At 62.6% G+C, this 14,386-nt stretch carries 13 protein-coding genes; 5 read left to right on the top strand and 8 right to left on the bottom strand.

All coding sequences use genetic code 11. The features are described from left to right. Nucleotides 1-25: 25 nt before the first annotated feature. From GGR46_RS07575 to GGR46_RS07555, 5 genes are all read right to left on the bottom strand, one after another. Nucleotides 26-1,147 carry an ABC transporter permease gene (locus GGR46_RS07575; protein ID WP_183996051.1) on the bottom strand — a complete coding sequence of 374 codons (1,122 nt, stop codon included), beginning with the start codon at nt 1,145-1,147 and terminating at the stop codon, nt 26-28. Further along, nucleotides 1,144-2,151, bottom strand: coding sequence for an HlyD family secretion protein (locus tag GGR46_RS07570; protein ID WP_343058067.1), 1,008 nt, complete (start codon nt 2,149-2,151; stop codon nt 1,144-1,146). Before GGR46_RS07570 ends, GGR46_RS07575 begins: the two co-directional genes overlap by 4 nt. Then, nucleotides 2,148-3,641 (bottom strand): TolC family protein, encoded by a 1,494-nt coding sequence (locus tag GGR46_RS07565; protein ID WP_183996049.1) that lies wholly within the window; start codon nt 3,639-3,641, stop codon nt 2,148-2,150. The genes GGR46_RS07570 and GGR46_RS07565 overlap by 4 nt, the downstream gene beginning before the upstream one ends. 207 nt (nt 3,642-3,848) lie before the next feature. Next, on the bottom strand, nt 3,849-4,487 hold the full coding sequence (locus GGR46_RS07560) for a LuxR C-terminal-related transcriptional regulator (protein WP_183996047.1): 639 nt from the start codon (nt 4,485-4,487) through the stop codon (nt 3,849-3,851). Nucleotides 4,488-4,551: 64 nt separating this feature from the next. Beyond that, nucleotides 4,552-5,085: a DUF302 domain-containing protein gene (locus GGR46_RS07555; RefSeq protein WP_183996045.1), complete on the bottom strand. Its 534-nt coding sequence runs from the start codon at nt 5,083-5,085 to the stop codon at nt 4,552-4,554. A gap of 301 nt (nt 5,086-5,386) precedes the next feature. Here GGR46_RS07555 and GGR46_RS25820 point away from each other — a divergent pair, with 301 nt between their 5' ends. Then, nucleotides 5,387-6,607: an ATP-binding protein gene (locus tag GGR46_RS25820; protein WP_183996043.1), complete on the top strand. Its 1,221-nt coding sequence runs from the start codon at nt 5,387-5,389 to the stop codon at nt 6,605-6,607. Nucleotides 6,608-6,680: 73 nt separating this feature from the next. On the opposite strand, the gene GGR46_RS07545 is transcribed toward GGR46_RS25820, so the two are convergent. Then, nucleotides 6,681-7,838, bottom strand: a complete 1,158-nt coding sequence (locus tag GGR46_RS07545) for an NAD-dependent formate dehydrogenase (protein WP_183996041.1) — start codon at nt 7,836-7,838, stop codon at nt 6,681-6,683. A gap of 359 nt (nt 7,839-8,197) precedes the next feature. Continuing rightward, complete coding sequence (locus GGR46_RS07540; protein WP_281396565.1) at nt 8,198-8,605, bottom strand: winged helix-turn-helix transcriptional regulator; 408 nt, start codon at nt 8,603-8,605, stop codon at nt 8,198-8,200. 127 nt (nt 8,606-8,732) lie between these two features. Between GGR46_RS07540 and acuI the strand changes: the two genes are divergently transcribed. From acuI to GGR46_RS07520, 4 genes are all read left to right on the top strand, one after another. Then, entirely contained in the window at nt 8,733-9,719 is a 987-nt protein-coding gene (gene acuI, locus GGR46_RS07535) for an acrylyl-CoA reductase (NADPH) (protein WP_183996037.1), read from the top strand. A 29-nt stretch (nt 9,720-9,748) separates the two neighbouring features. Then, a complete protein-coding gene (locus GGR46_RS07530; protein WP_183996035.1) occupies nt 9,749-10,579 on the top strand; it encodes an alpha/beta fold hydrolase in 831 nt (276 codons plus the stop codon). 197 nt (nt 10,580-10,776) lie between these two features. Then, on the top strand, nt 10,777-11,343 hold the full coding sequence (locus GGR46_RS07525) for a carboxymuconolactone decarboxylase family protein (protein WP_183996033.1): 567 nt from the start codon (nt 10,777-10,779) through the stop codon (nt 11,341-11,343). 11 nt (nt 11,344-11,354) lie between these two features. After that, on the top strand, nt 11,355-12,506 hold the full coding sequence (locus GGR46_RS07520) for a DUF3734 domain-containing protein (protein ID WP_183996031.1): 1,152 nt from the start codon (nt 11,355-11,357) through the stop codon (nt 12,504-12,506). 8 nt (nt 12,507-12,514) lie between these two features. On the opposite strand, the gene GGR46_RS07515 is transcribed toward GGR46_RS07520, so the two are convergent. Then, complete coding sequence (locus GGR46_RS07515) at nt 12,515-14,092, bottom strand: ATP-binding protein (RefSeq protein ID WP_183996029.1); 1,578 nt, start codon at nt 14,090-14,092, stop codon at nt 12,515-12,517. Nucleotides 14,093-14,386: the final 294 nt, after the last annotated feature.

Raw genomic sequence — 14,386 nt, 5'->3', positions numbered from 1 at the left:
GTCCTCTCGAAGGACCGCCAGACACTCACGCCTGTGCCCTTCCCGAACGTGCGATCATCCAGATGGCCAGACCGCCGGTCAGGAGCGGATAGAGCAAGAGAATAGCGATTTCCGCCATTGCAGGAGCCAGGGCGGTTCCCATCACCTCGTCCATCTGCAGCCGGAGATAATGGGTCAGCGGCAGTGCGGTGCTCCAGATGCGCACGAAGGACGATGCGCCATCGCTTGGGAACGATGCACCTGAATAGGCCAGTGCCGAACCGGTGATGATCACCGCACCGGAAAGCGAAGTGGCGAGTTCCTTTGTCAGCGCGAGCAACAATATTCCGATCCCGACTGTCGCGAGAAACAGCATCAGGAGACCCATCGCCACGATCAGCATGCTGCCCTCGAACCAATACCCCCGGACGACCGTGAGCCAGAGGAACCAAAGGACGCCCCACAAGGTGCCGGCCAGCACATGCGGCAGAAGCCGGCCGGCCAGATCGAGCCCAGGCGCGGACGTGCCCCTTGCGAAAGTTGCGAAGCTGCCCTTGTCGATCACCGTTCCGACCGAGGCGATCGCGGTAATAGCGATGATGAGATGCAGGATGCCGGGGCCCAGAAGCAACCCGAGATACCATTCGACGCTGAGCGTCGGGTTGCCGAGCAAGGTCACATGGACACCGGGGAGCACTCGGCGAATTTCCGCGCCGCCGGGTGCTTCCACCGCTGCGCCCCAAGCCAGGGCATCGCGCGCGGCCGATTGCAGCGAATTGGACGCGAAGGACCCCGCCGCCAGAAACTGGGCTTCGTAGAATATCTCGACCGGCTGTCGCCCCGGCCGCCCATCTCCGATGCCGCGCGGTATAACGAGCGCGGCCACTGCATCCTCCCGACGGATCGCGGAGAGCGCGTCTTCGATCTCTGGCGTGACCCCCATGACCTCGATCCGGGGTAAAGCCACGACATTGCGCACCATCTTGCGTGCAACCGGACCTCCGTCCCGGTCCACGATGACAACACGCAATGAGTCAAAGGCCCCTGGGGAGATCATCGCGGCCATCAGACCAAGCAGGACTGCCGGAACGATCGTCAGCAGTGCGAGATCGATTGGTGTCCGCCGGATCCGGCGCACCTCGCTGCGAAACGCGCGTGCGAAGCTCATTGCGGCCATTCGAAGAGAACGCTCATGCCGGGACGCAACCCCTCGGCTTTCTCCACCGGATAGAGCTTCACCTCGAAAGCGCGGACATCATATCCGCGCGATGCCCGCACCGCGCGAAACGTCGCGAATGAGCCCTGGGGTGCGATATGTCGCACCCGGAAGCGCAGCGAACGGCTGAGCGCCGGGACCCGTCCCGAGAGGACGCGCCCCTCCCGCAAACCGCGATAATCGTCCTCCCGCACGTTCACGAGCACATAGGGATGGTCGATATCAACGACCTGAAGTGCCGGAAGGATCGGACTCACGATCTCGCCTTGCCGCACCAGGCGACGCACCACCTCGCCGGAAATCGGCGAAACAAGCCTCGTCTCCCGGTCCAGGGACTGCGCCGTATCCGCTCCTGCGGCGGCTATGCGTACCTGTGCCTCCGCCATGCGTCGTGCCTGGGGTCGCGCACCGGCAACCGCTTTCAGATATTGTGCCTTGAGTGCCGAAGCGGCGCTGACGCTGCTTTCCCTTGCCGCGCGCGCCTCATCCCGGCGTTGGGCCGCTATCACGCCCTGTGCGAACAGACGATCCGCACGCGCACTGCTTGTCGAAGCAAGAGCCGCCTGTGCCTCAGCCGCCTGCCAGTTTGCGCGCAGACTAGTGATGTCCTCCACCCGACTTCCCTCGTCCGTCAGGGATTGCGCCGCCTGGGCGCTGTCGAGCGCCGCCTGCGCCTGAAGCTGGCCATTGCCGACTTCAGGACTGGAAAGCAGTGCGAGCACACCTCCCGCCTCTACCCGGTCGCCCTCATCGACGAGAAGCTTGTCCACACGGGAGAGAACCTTCGTCCCTATATTCACGGTGTCCGCGTCTACCTCTCCCTGCAGCGGTGGCTGCGACGGCCTGTTCGCGAGCCAGAGTCCCACGGCAAGGACAATGCAGACAATCAACAGGGCGGCGTAAAAGAGCAGGCGCGCTCGAAACAGTCCTTTGCCCGTAGGTGCGATGTCGTTCACGGCTGGGTCTCCGGCGCCACGCGAAAGTCCGCACGCGCGAGATAGTCTGAGAAGGTGTCGAGCTGGCCCGACGCTGCCAGCAATCCCGCGAGCGCGAGATCATATTCATAGGCGGCCGCGATCCTCTGGGATTTCGCGGCTTCCAGTGCGGACTGGGCGCGCAGGACGGCCGCTATCGTCGCTTCGCCTTCGCGAAACGAAAGTTGCTGGGACCGCAAATTCTCTTTTGCCGCGCTGATCCCGCTGTCCAGCAGGAGAAAGGACCGCCGCGCAGCCTCTACCAGGTCCCATGCCTGCAGCGTGGCAATCGCGGCGTTCTTCCGCGCTTCGCGCGCATTGGCCGCCGCAGCCATTTCCCTTGCCTTTGCCGAAGCGAGCGCATGCCCGCGTCCGACGTTGGAGAAGAGGGTGAACCGGCCGCCAACGCCAACCACCCAGTCAGGCTCAGTCGGAAGTGCCCCGTTTCGATTGAGATTATACTCGCCAAACGCATAGGCTTGGGGACGGAAGCGCGACCGAGCGAGATCGACGCCTGCGCGCGCGATATCCCTCGCGGCATCGGCCTGCCGGCTCTGGGGCACGGCATCCTCACCCCCGAGGAAGCTCGCCGCCGGCGGCAGGGCCTGCGAGACAACAAAGAGCGGTGTCGTGGGCCGGGCCGCTTCCACCTCCAGGAGGCGCGCCAGCTCGTCCTGCGCAGACCGGTACGCGAGAGAAGCCCTTTGATATACTCGCTCGGCCGCATCGCTCGCCACCTGCGCTTCCAGGGTCGCGGAGTGCGGGGTCAGTCCCGCTTCCTCCATCCGTTGCGCGTCAGAGTACAGCTTTGCCAGCGCGTCCCTGGTTTCGAGCGCCGCGGCTTCCAGCGACTGCGCGGTCAGCTGCCCGAAATAGACGCGGATCAGGTTGATACGCGCGAGGTCTCTCGCCTGGGCCGATTGCGCACTCGCAAGCGAGACACCCGCCGAGGCCCCTCGCTGAATCGCGCCGACCGCCCCGCCAGTATAGAGTGGCATGCCGACCGAGATGGTGGGCCGGAAGACATCGTCCCGGTAACGATAGGAAAGCGTGTCGGGGATGGCGGCGAGGAGTCCAGGCAAGGCCTGGGACAGGCGATTGCCGATCTCCGCCGCTACTTCCTGATAGGGTGCCGGCACCGAGCCCGGCAAGCCGTCTATGAGATCCTGGGCGCTTGTCGCCGCGGCCTGTTTTGTCGCTGTCAGGTCGAGCGACAAGGATTTCTGATACTCGATATACTGCGCGGAGATATTCACGACCGGCCGGCGCAGGGTTTTCACCGACGCGCGCGTTTCCCTGGCCGCCGTGACGGAATGATCTGCGGCCTCCAAACTGGCTGACGTCTCCCGCAAGCGGCGATCCGCCGCGTCGAAACTCAGAGCCACTTCCTGCGCGCGCACTGTTCCTACCATAAAGGACGAGGAGCCCAGGTAGACGGCGCTCAACCAGAGCCGGAAACGGCGGCGGTGCATCGGACGCGTGCAATTCAGTGCCTGAGCCCGCCAGACCCCGCGCTTGCGGCAGCTCAGGCACTGTGCTTGCGAGGAGAGGAACGAGGACAGTTGAGGGCTCCAGTCCGGACGAGGATATTTCCTCGTCCGGACTGGCACGGCCTGGCATGCCCCCACACCCCTACAAGGGTCGCGGGCCTGCATACCCTGGTATGCGTCCAGACCTGTTCAGACTTCGAGCAGAAAGCCCTTGCGAACGAGGTCCACAACGGATTCTGCCCGCAGCTTGCGCTTCACATTGGATCGGTGAATCTTGACCGTGATCTCCGATAGGCCCAACTCGAACGCGATTTGCTTGTTCAGCAGTCCACGCATCAGGCATTGGAACACATCGAGTTCGCGAGGCGTCAGTTTGCCCGCACGTTGACGAAGATCCCGCATGCGTTCGTCAGCCAACCAGCGCTCACGATCCCGTTCGAGCGCGGAACGGACCACGCGTATCAGATTGGAGGGATCGAACGGCTTCGCCAGGAAGTCGCTGGCCCCAGCCTTCATCGCATCGACTACCGCTGCCAGTTCGGGGCTGCCGGTGAGAAAGATCACGGGACTCCGAAATCCCTTCTCCAGCAGGCGCTGCTGCGTTGCCAGCCCGCACGCGCGCCCTAGGTGGAGATCCAGTATCAGACAGCTGGGAAGATACGGTAGCGTCGCCCCAAGAATTTCCGCCGCCGAACTAAAGCCTGTTGCGGTTATGCCCGCTGAGGCGAACAGGCAGATGAGGTCGGCCTGGAGCTCCGCATCATCATCGACGATGAGCACCGCGGCGCTTTCGTCTCCCAGCCACCGGCAACGCTGCTTGGATATCACGGGGCCTCCCTTGGGCAACCGCGCCATCACGCACGTCATACGTCCGCAATGGCGCGGCACCGTCTTATAGCGTCTCGAGGAGCTTCCTCAGCTTGGACGAGAGCTCGAGGCCGATCTTCGCGGCTTCCGCGTTACCGAACGAGCCCATGAGATCCGCCGGATCGTCGCACAGGATGGTGGTGGCATCACCGAAGGCCTCTTTGATCACCGCAAGCCTGAAGGGAGCATATAGTGCCGCACCGGAAGTTGCGATGGTGAGCTCGGCTGCCACGAGCGGATTGCCGATCGCATACTGGATGCTCTTACCCTTGCGCCCAAGATGCTCGAGGAGCTGGTGGTCGATCTTGGCGAGCAGCACGAAACCGCTCGGTGTCGCCTGAGCCTGAATGTTGGCGCGGATGTCGGCAATCGAATCGGGGCCATCAGAGGAGGCCGGCTTCTGATCCGGATCGAAGCGCCGAACTGCGCTTTCGAGCCGGGAGACTATTTCTGCGAATGGCGACGAGTACCGGAACCGAAGCCGCCGCAACAGGAAACTGGTCTCGTCCGAAGAGCGAAGCGCATCGTTCGGAGCGCTTTCACCTGACGTCGTGTTCATCTCTATCTCCTTTCGGGCAATGGAGATTTGATGCCAGCAGGGGTCCATAGAACGAAGCCATACCCTGGTAGGCCGATCCCGTAATTTCGGCTGGCAAGCGGCCAAGAAAGACGTGCCGCTCCGTGACTGCGTGTTGAGACGGTCGCGCCCGGTACAGACCTCGGTAGGATGTCCCGTAACACCGCCGCGAAGTAAACCTGCCAGCGGATGCGCGGTGGCATGTTCTGCAAACCTTGCCGAACGTCGCAACCAAATAGGGCCCGTTTTGAGCCGCTAATCATCTTTCTTGGGGCGGCGATGCGTGGATAGGCGAGACAGTGATGGGCAGGCTTCCGGAACGGAACAAAGATACAAGGATATCTTCGAGCGTTCGCATGTCGCGCTTTTCGAGCAGGATCTCTCGGCTTTGCGGCCCGAGTTGCGGCGCCTCCACGGCGAGCATGGCGATCGCCTGCGTACGATCCTTCAGGGTGACACCGGCCTGATCACCAGCCTCCTTCAGAAAATCCGTGTGGTCGATGCCAACGATACCGCGGTCCGGATGCTCAAGAAGTCCAGGGCGGAGCTTTTGCGCGCCAGTCGCCCGATCGTCGTCGACTGGCTTCCCTATGTTGAGTTACTTGCGGCGATTGCGGAGGGCGGGGCCGACCGCTGGGAACAGGTCGTCACTCTGATCGTCGGCGACGGGTCCGTCATCAAGGCGATTTGCGGTGTCACGATGATGGACGGAGACGATGGAGTCCATGCCATCGTCGCCATGCACGACATCACGGATCGCGAACGCCTTCGTGAACTGACCGACCTGACCCGGAACGAACTCTCGCGTGCTGAACGTATGTCGGCCGCAGGGATGCTCTCCGTATCCCTCGCTCATGAACTGGGTCAGCCTGTGAGCTCGATCGCGATCACGGCGGCAATCGGTGCCCGATATCTGGAACAGGACATTCCCGATCTCGCCGCCGCCAAGCGAGCGTTCGAACGGATAAAGACGAGCGCGCTGCGTGCTGGCGACCTCATGCACCGTACCCGCGAGCAGCTGGTACGCCGCGACCGCGCGCCCTGCCCCGTGGATATCGTCGGGCTGGCGCGTGCCAGTGTAACGCTCCTCGAGTATGAGACGATGCTCGATGCAGCAAAGATTTCGGTCGCAAGCGACTGCGAAGTGGCGATCGTTCTCGCCGACCGTATCGAGTTGCAGCAGGTCCTGGTCAATCTGATCCGCAACGCATTGCGCGCAAATCGGAGATCCGCGCGGTCGCGCGGACATGTGCACATTTCAATTCAAACTCGCGGCGGACCTGAAGTGGCGATCTCTGTAAGCGACCAAGGCGGAGGCCTGCCGCCAGGTCAGGAGACCAGGGTATTCGATCCGCTTTTCTCCACGGACCCGTCCGAGATGGGACTAGGCTTGGCGATCTCCAGAACGATTCTGCGGGACCTGGGTGGTGAAATGATCGCGCACAACAACCCTGAAGGCGGGGCGACGTTCAACTTCACACTGCCGCTCCGGCGTCACTTATAGATCACTAGATAATCGAACGGCTGCCCTGCCACCCTGAAGGTGGGCAGACGCCTTGGCGCCTGCCCACATCCAATCACGCCGGGGTGTAGCTATGGGCACCCGTGCCCGCATATCCGCCGCCCGCAACGATCAGATACTCGTCGCGGATCGGATGTCCGGCGAGCCAGCATTCCAGAATCTCGCGCGTGCCCGCCGCATAGCGCGCCTGCGCGGAAAGGCTGGTGCCGGAGGTATGCGGAGTCATGCCGTTATGCGGCATTGCCCGCCAAGGGTGATCGGCAGGCGCCGGCTGCGGATACCAGACATCGCCGGCATAGCCCGCGATGTGCCCGCTGTTGAGCGCCGCCACGAGCGCATCGCGATCGAACAGCTTCCCGCGCGCGGTGTTCACGATATAGGATCCGCGCTTCATGCCGGCCAGGAACTCGGCATTGAACATGGTATCGGTCGCCGGCGTCAGCGGCGTATGGATCGAGATCACGTCGCACGCCGCGGCCAGCGCCTTGGCCGAAGGATGATAGGTCAGGCCAAGCTCGCGCTCGACCTCTTCCGGCAGCCGATGGAAATCGAAATAGTGGAGGCCTACATCGAACGGCTTCATCCGGCGCAGCACCGCCAGGCCGATCCGACCCGCCGCGATCACGCCGACCTGCATGCCTTCCACGTCATAGGACCGCGCAATGGCGTCGGCGATGTCCCATCCGCCGCTCCGGGCTATCTCATGTTGCGGGATATAGTCGCGCACCAGCGACAGGATCATCATCACCGCGTGCTCGGCGACACTGATCGAGTTCGAGAAGGTGACCTCGGCCACGGTCAGTCCATGGTCCGCGGCGGCTGCCAGATCGACATGGTCGGAACCGATGCCGGCAGTGATCGCCAGCTTGAGCCTCGGAGCCTTCTCCATCCGTTCCCGGGTGATATAGGCAGGCCAGAAAGGCTGGGATATCACCACGTCCGCATCGACAAGCTCCCGGTCGAGCTCTGAGTCCGGGCCCTCCTTGTCCGAGGTGACGACAAAGGTGTGACCGGCAGCCTCCAGGAACCGGCGCAGTCCGAGTTCGCCGGTCACGTCTCCCAGCAGTTCACCCGGCGTAAAGTCGATCGCCGATGGGCTCGGCGCGGTTTGCCCACCAGGATAGCCATTGATTACCGGGATATTGTCGCGAGCATAGCTCTGCGGATGTCCGTTCTTTGAGTCGGGATACAGTACACAGACGATCTTCGCCATAACGGGCCACTCCTTGTGAAAAGCAGGTCCGTTCTTCTACCGCCCGGGCAGCCGGATTTTAGCCATACCATGGCCCATACATACCATCGTCCGTAGCTGATCACGGGAGAGAGTTGCATCCTGCGCACCATGCCCCACGCCAACGGGGCAATCTGCCGCGGCTGACCCAATACCTCGGTAGGATGGCGCCGGGTCGGCGCAAGATACTAGCTGCTTCCGGGCTGCGCTGGGCAGTCCCGAGGCGGCCAAGGCGACAGGCTCCAATCGGGATCGCACGCCTTCGGTCGCCCCTGAGGCAGGCGGAAGGGGAGCAGGTGATGGACCAGGAAATCCACAACCCCAAGTCCCGCCGCCCTCATTCAATCGCCCGCAATAGCTGCGCTGCGAACCGTACTCGACGCCTCGGTGGAACAGCCCGCTTCCATGGGCGGCAAGCCCTGTTGCTCGTCGCGATATCGCTCTCCCCAATCGCGCAGACGGAGCAGAACGGGCGCAAGGGTTCGCGCCAATGGCGTAGCCTCATATTCCACCCGCGGGGGTACCTCGTGGAACACATGGCGGAAGACGAGGCCGTCGGATTCGAGCTCTCTCAGCTGGAGCGTCAACATGCGCTGCGTCGCGCTTGGAATGAGCCTGGTCAATTCCATGAAGCGCCGCTTCCCGGTGAGCAGGTGGAAGAGGATCAACGGCTTCCAGACACCACCGATGACCGAGAGCGTCAATTCCACAGCGCATCCGCTCTTCGGATCCAGACGCTTCGTACGCAATGCAAAGTCCTCCTTCGATCCCATACGCACAACATTGATAGTACCAGCGATAATTGTGCGTACTTACGATTATCGCATCATGCGCTTATTCTCGCCACCTCTTTGTTTCATGAAAGGAAATCGCCCCATGTCCTTCCACGCCATTGTGGCACAGCGCGCGGACAGCGGCGCGATCAGCGCATCCATCGAGACGCTCGAAGAGGCCGTCCTTGGGGATGGAGACGTCACCGTCGCGGTCGAATGGTCCAACCTGAACTTCAAGGACGCGATCGCTTATGTGAGCCCGCTGATCATCCAGAAGTTCCCGCTCATCCCGGGCATCGACTTCGCAGGCACGGTCGAGCAATCCACAGACCCGCGCTTCGCGCCCGGCGACAGGGTGGTCGCAACCGGCTGGGGGCTCAGCCAAACGCATAATGGCGGCTATGCGCAGCGCGCCCGCGTGAAGAGTGACTGGCTGGTCAAGCTTCCCGAGCAGATCAGCACGCGCGACGCGATGGCGATCGGAACGGCCGGCTTCACCTCGATGCTGAGCGTGCTTGCGCTGGAGCATGGCGGCATCACGCCGGCGCGCGGCGACGTGGTGGTCACGGGTGCGTCCGGCGGTGTCGGGTCGATCGCGATCGCGATCCTCGCGAAGCTCGGCTACCGCGTCATCGCCTCCAGCGGGAAGACGGAGGAGAACGCCTATCTGTCCGCGCTCGGGGCCAGCGAAATTCTCGATCGCGCGGAACTGGCAGTCGATGCCCCTCCCCTCGGTGCCGAACGTTGGGCGGCGGGCATCGATACGGTGGGCAGCAAGACGCTCGCCAACCTGATCGCACATACCAAATATCGCGGCGTGGTGACGACCTGCGGCTTTGTGGGCGGCATGGACCTTCCCGTCTCGGTACGCCCCTTCATTCTCCGCAACGTGACGCTCGCCGGCATCGACTCGGTGAACTGTCCGCAGCCTATCCGGGAGGAAGCCTGGCGCCGTCTCGCCAGTGACCTCGATCTGACCAAGCTCCAGTCGACCATTACCGAAATCGGACTTGGTGAAGTGCTCGAGGCCGCCTCCCGGATGCGTGAAGGCAAGATCCGCGGCCGCACCGTCATCGACGTCAATCGCTGAAGATCTGCCGATTAAGAAGGAAGAGAGAGATGACCTCCACGTACAAAACCGCCAAAACGCTTCAGATCGACGTCAATGGTACGCCGTTCGCATATCGTCGCCTGGGCCCCGCTGAGGGGATCCCCCTGGTGTTTCTGCATCACTTCACCGCCGTCCTGGACGATTGGGACCCGAGGGTCGTGGATGGACTTGCCGCGACCCGGCCGGTGATCACCTTCGACAATCGCGGTGTCGGCGCATCCGGCGGCGTGACACCCACCACCGTCGAGGCAATGGCAGAAGACGCTATCGCCTTTCTCGACGCGCTCGGTGTCGAGACCTGCGACCTGTTCGGGTTTTCGATGGGTGGGTTCGTCGCCCAGGTGATCCTGGAGCGCTTCCCCGACCGGGTTCGCAAGGCGATCCTAGCGGGAACCGGCCCTGCCGGTGGCGCGCATAACACCAAGCCGGCAATGGTCGCCGAGGTACGGCGGAAGGCGGCCGAGGAAGGCAAGCACCCCAAGCACTATCTGTTCTTCACGCAAACGGAGAATGGCCAAGCGGCCGCGAATGCTTATCTCGCTCGCTTGGCGGAGCGCACCGAGAACCGCGACACCCCCGTGACCGAAGCAACGATCGCCGCACACCTGACGGCGATCGTCGGTTGGGGAGAGACCAAGCCCCAGGACCTGACGAAGATCCGGAATCCCGTTCTGGTGGCGAATGGCGATGACGATGTGATGGTCCCGACGCCACGATCGTTCGATATGGTAGCACGCTTTCCGGCGGCACAGCTGAGCATCTTCCCGGATGCAGGCCATGCCGGCGTGTTCCAGTATCATGAGGAATTTGTCCGTCAGGCCACCGTCTTCCTCGCCTGATAGTCTCGGCATGTAGATGATCAGGGGCGTCCCGCTTCACCAAGGTGCGAGCAGGCGCCCCCTTTTCATGGGCTCGGGCCAGCGCCCTCCCCATACCAGTGTATTGCTGGGCAAGACCCGACAAACCGGCGACCTTCCAATCCCCGGCACGACCAGGACCGGTCGGCGCCGCAAAGCCTTGTTGATGGAGAATCGTCTTGCGCCTCCCCCTCATTTCGCCCGCTGACCTCGCCGCGGAACAGCACACCCTGTATGACGACATGCGCGAGGGCATCGCCAGCAACTTCAACGCTTTTTGCGTCGAGCGGGAAGACGGCGCTCTCATGGGCCCTTGGAATCCGTGGCTCCACGAGCCTCGGATCGGCAAGGCGATCTGGGACCTCACCATGGCTATGACGGCGGAGGCCGCCCTCCCCGATCCCGTTCGTCAGGTAGCAATCCTCGTCGTCGGCGCACGCTACAATGCAGCCTATGAAATCTATGCACATATCGCCGTAGCCGAGCGCGAGGGGATGTCGGAGGAACGCCTCGCCTCGCTCGTCGCGGGCGTGAAGCCGACCGATTTCACTCGAGAGGAGAGCATTGCTTATGACTTTGCCTATGCCCTTTCGGCTGGCGGCATTCTGCCGGAGCCGATCTATCGGCTCGCTGTGGCGACCTTCGGACAGCATGCCACCAATGAGCTGATCTATCTGGTGGGCCTGTACGCGCTGGTTTCGACCACGCTGAACGGTTTCAATGTGCCGGTGCCGGAACGCGAATAGAGGGGTATCCTATGACCAGCCAATCTTTGCACTCCCCGACCAGCGCCTTCGGTCGGATAGCGCTGCTTCTGCAGGGCGGTGGTGCGCTGGGATCCTATCAGGCAGGCGTATATCAGGCACTGCTCGAACAGGGTATCGAGCCGGACTGGATCGCCGGGATATCGATCGGCGCCATCAACAGTGCCATCATCGCCGGCAATCCGCGCGAGCGGCGCATCGAGGCGCTGCGAAAATTTTGGGACACCGTTACCGCGGGATCTTTCGGCTGGGCCAGCTGGCTGCCGGACCTGGCGGAACACGCCCTGATACGAAGCACGATCAACCAGTTTGCAGCCGGCCGCGTCCTGGTTTCGGGCGCCCGGGGCTTCTTCCAGCCGCGCTTTCCTCCTCCCAACCTGCTGCCGTCCGGGACTTCGGGCAGCACCAGCTGGTACGACACGTCCGCGCTTCGATCGACGCTCGAGGCCGTTGTCGACTTTGACCGCATCAACGCGCGGGAAGTCCGCCTCGGGATCGGCGCGGTGAACGTTCGAACCGGGAACTTCGTCTATTTTGACAATGCCACTGACACGATCCGTCCCGAACATGTCATGGCGTCCGGCGCACTGCCTCCCGGGTTTCCGGCGATCGAGATCGAGGGTGAACATTATTGGGATGGGGGGCTGGTCTCGAACACGCCTCTCGACTGGGTTCTCACGGCCCCATCCAATCTCGACACGCTGATATTCCAGGTTGACCTGTGGAGCGCGGACGGTGCGCTCCCGACAGACCTCCCGACCACAGGGGTAAGGATGAAGGAGATTCAATTCTCGAGCCGCACCAGGGCAGCGACGGACGAATTTCGCAAGATACAGGCGCTGCGCGCCGCATTTCAGAGGCTGTACGAGCAGCTGCCGGACCAGTTGAAAAGCTCGAGCGAGGCGCAAATGCTCGCGAACGTTTCCGACCAGGCGGCGTACAACATCGTCCAGCTGGTCTATCATTCACCCACCTATGAGGGCGAATCCAAGGACTATGAATTCTCGCGCCAAACCATGCTCGATCATTGGCGCACCGGATATGAAAACGCCCTTACGACGCTTGCGCATCCGGAGGTTCTGTCCCCACCTGATGAGGTATCCGGAGTGGCGGTCTTTGATTTTCTTCGAGCGATGCGCCCCTGACCCCTATCCTATTCGATCTGATCGACGAGTGCCCGCTTCCGCGAATGGAAGGAAGCGGGCAGCTCGAAGCGCACGCTTGCCCCTCCCAGGGGAGAATCGTTGGACGCAAATATCCGCCCGTCATGATGTTCGACGATCGCGCGGCAGAGCGGTAGCCCAAGGCTTTGCTCACTCTTGTTGCGGACAAGGTTGCGATCGAAAACGCCCGCCAACCGATCCGGCTGGAAGCCGGGACCGCTGTCGCGGATAGAGCAGCAGACGGTGCTATCCATATCGTCGAGGATGACCTCGATGAGCCGGCGCTGCGGCCGCGCGACTTCGATCATCTCAATTGCATTGCTGAGGATATTGACCACCACCTGCTCGAGCCGCGCCTTATCCACCTCGACTTTGTGGGGGCTCGTATTGTCGGTGATGACTATCCGGATGCGTTGCGCACGGCTTCGTCCCGCGACGATCAGAGTAGCATCGGCTACCAGCTCCGAAAGGCTGGTTTCGACAAGCACCGGCGCACCAGCTTCGGCCATGTCGCGCACCCTTCCGATCACGTCGCGGGCCCGCATGGCATGGCTGAGGTTTCGCGAAAAGCAGAGCCTTGCCGCGGCGAAATCGGGCGGATCCTGTTCAAGCCAGTGAAGACCGGATTGGCTACCGGCAGCCACCGCGGAGATGGGCTGGCTCATCTCATGGGCTATCATCGAGAAAGCCTCGCCCAGAAAGGAAACGCGCGAGGCACGTTCGAACTGCGCCGAGACACGGTGGAAATCCGCCTCGGCCTTGAGGCGCGCGCCGATATCCATGATGCCGGTCAGGGTGCTCCGGCTTCTGCCGTCCTGATAGCGAATGCACGCTAGGAGTACGTCGCGCACGCGGCCGTCAATGCCGACAAGTTGGGTTTCCTGCTCGGCCTTGGTCCCGTGGATCCCTGCCACCACGATCTTGCGATAGGTGTCGGGTCGCAACGCGAATGCGAACGCGACGGGCTTACCGACGAGTTGATCCTGATGGGTCGCCCCTAGCAGTTCCACGCAACGCGCGTTGAGTTCCTCGAAATAGCAAAGCTCTCCGACCCGCTGGAGAATGGCTGGCTGCTCAAGGAGCAGGCGGTCCATGTCGATGCGGTCGTTGATGCCAAGCGAGGCATAATAGGGGGTGAGCGCATCGCTGTTCACGCTGCACAATGCGATCGGCATGTGCTGGAACATCGCTCGATACTGCTCCCGGCCGCGGGCCTCGGCGCCATCGCCGATCACCTGGCTCGATGCCTCCAGAATATAGCCAAGGCTTCCATCTGCTTCGTACAGGGCGCTCAAACGGGCCTCGACCTGCACCGTCTTGCGCTTCACAGTCTGTCTCGTGATCAGCGCCGTCCAGAAGCCCGGAGCCTGCCGCTCCGCCACTTCGACCCGCGGAACGCTCTGGAGGAGGTCGTCGGCGCGCCAGCCGATCGCCTGATCCCTCGCAAAGCCATAGAGGTCCGTTGCGGCCTGGTTCCACGCGACAATCCGGCCTGCAGCGTCCCGGACGATCATGCTTTCCGTCGCCACGTCGATCATCGCACGAAACAACTCGTGGCTGAGCGGCACCCAGTCGTTCCTTTCCAGACCCAGATCTGCGTCGAAAGCGGTAGGCTAGATCGGAGATACGCACAGCGCCTCCCATAACATGGTATTGGTTTAGGTCCGCCGCACGGCACGTGCCCCCGAGGATACCGTACCAAGTTATCGTCGGCCCACGCTTCGGTTTAGTGGCGCGAACGGCCAATATCGACGATTTATGCTACGACAGGATCGGCGAAGATGGCAGAGCCCCCAGCCTCATGCCACCACATACGGCCGAGTGCCCCCTCCGCGGCCGCACCGATCCTGTCCCCGACCCCG

Source organism: Sphingomonas kyeonggiensis, from assembly GCF_014196745.1.
GTDB lineage: Bacteria > Pseudomonadota > Alphaproteobacteria > Sphingomonadales > Sphingomonadaceae > Sphingomonas > Sphingomonas kyeonggiensis.
The sequence above is the reverse complement of the archived record's forward strand: the minus strand, read 5'-3'. Positions and strand labels throughout refer to the sequence as shown.

Bases quoted from the DNA above. Each gene is read 5' to 3' on its own strand.
- GGR46_RS07530 (WP_183996035.1), top strand. From the start codon at position 9,749: ATGACCTCCACGTACAAAACCGCCAAAACGCTTCAGATCGACGTCAAT.
- GGR46_RS07545 (WP_183996041.1), bottom strand. From the start codon at position 7,838: ATGGCGAAGATCGTCTGTGTACTGTATCCCGACTCAAAGAACGGACAT.
- GGR46_RS07520 (WP_183996031.1), top strand. From the start codon at position 11,355: ATGACCAGCCAATCTTTGCACTCCCCGACCAGCGCCTTCGGTCGGATA.
- GGR46_RS07555 (WP_183996045.1), bottom strand. From the start codon at position 5,085: ATGAACACGACGTCAGGTGAAAGCGCTCCGAACGATGCGCTTCGCTCT.
- acuI (WP_183996037.1), top strand. From the start codon at position 8,733: ATGTCCTTCCACGCCATTGTGGCACAGCGCGCGGACAGCGGCGCGATC.
- GGR46_RS07565 (WP_183996049.1), bottom strand. From the start codon at position 3,641: ATGCACCGCCGCCGTTTCCGGCTCTGGTTGAGCGCCGTCTACCTGGGC.
- GGR46_RS07575 (WP_183996051.1), bottom strand. From the start codon at position 1,147: ATGAGCTTCGCACGCGCGTTTCGCAGCGAGGTGCGCCGGATCCGGCGG.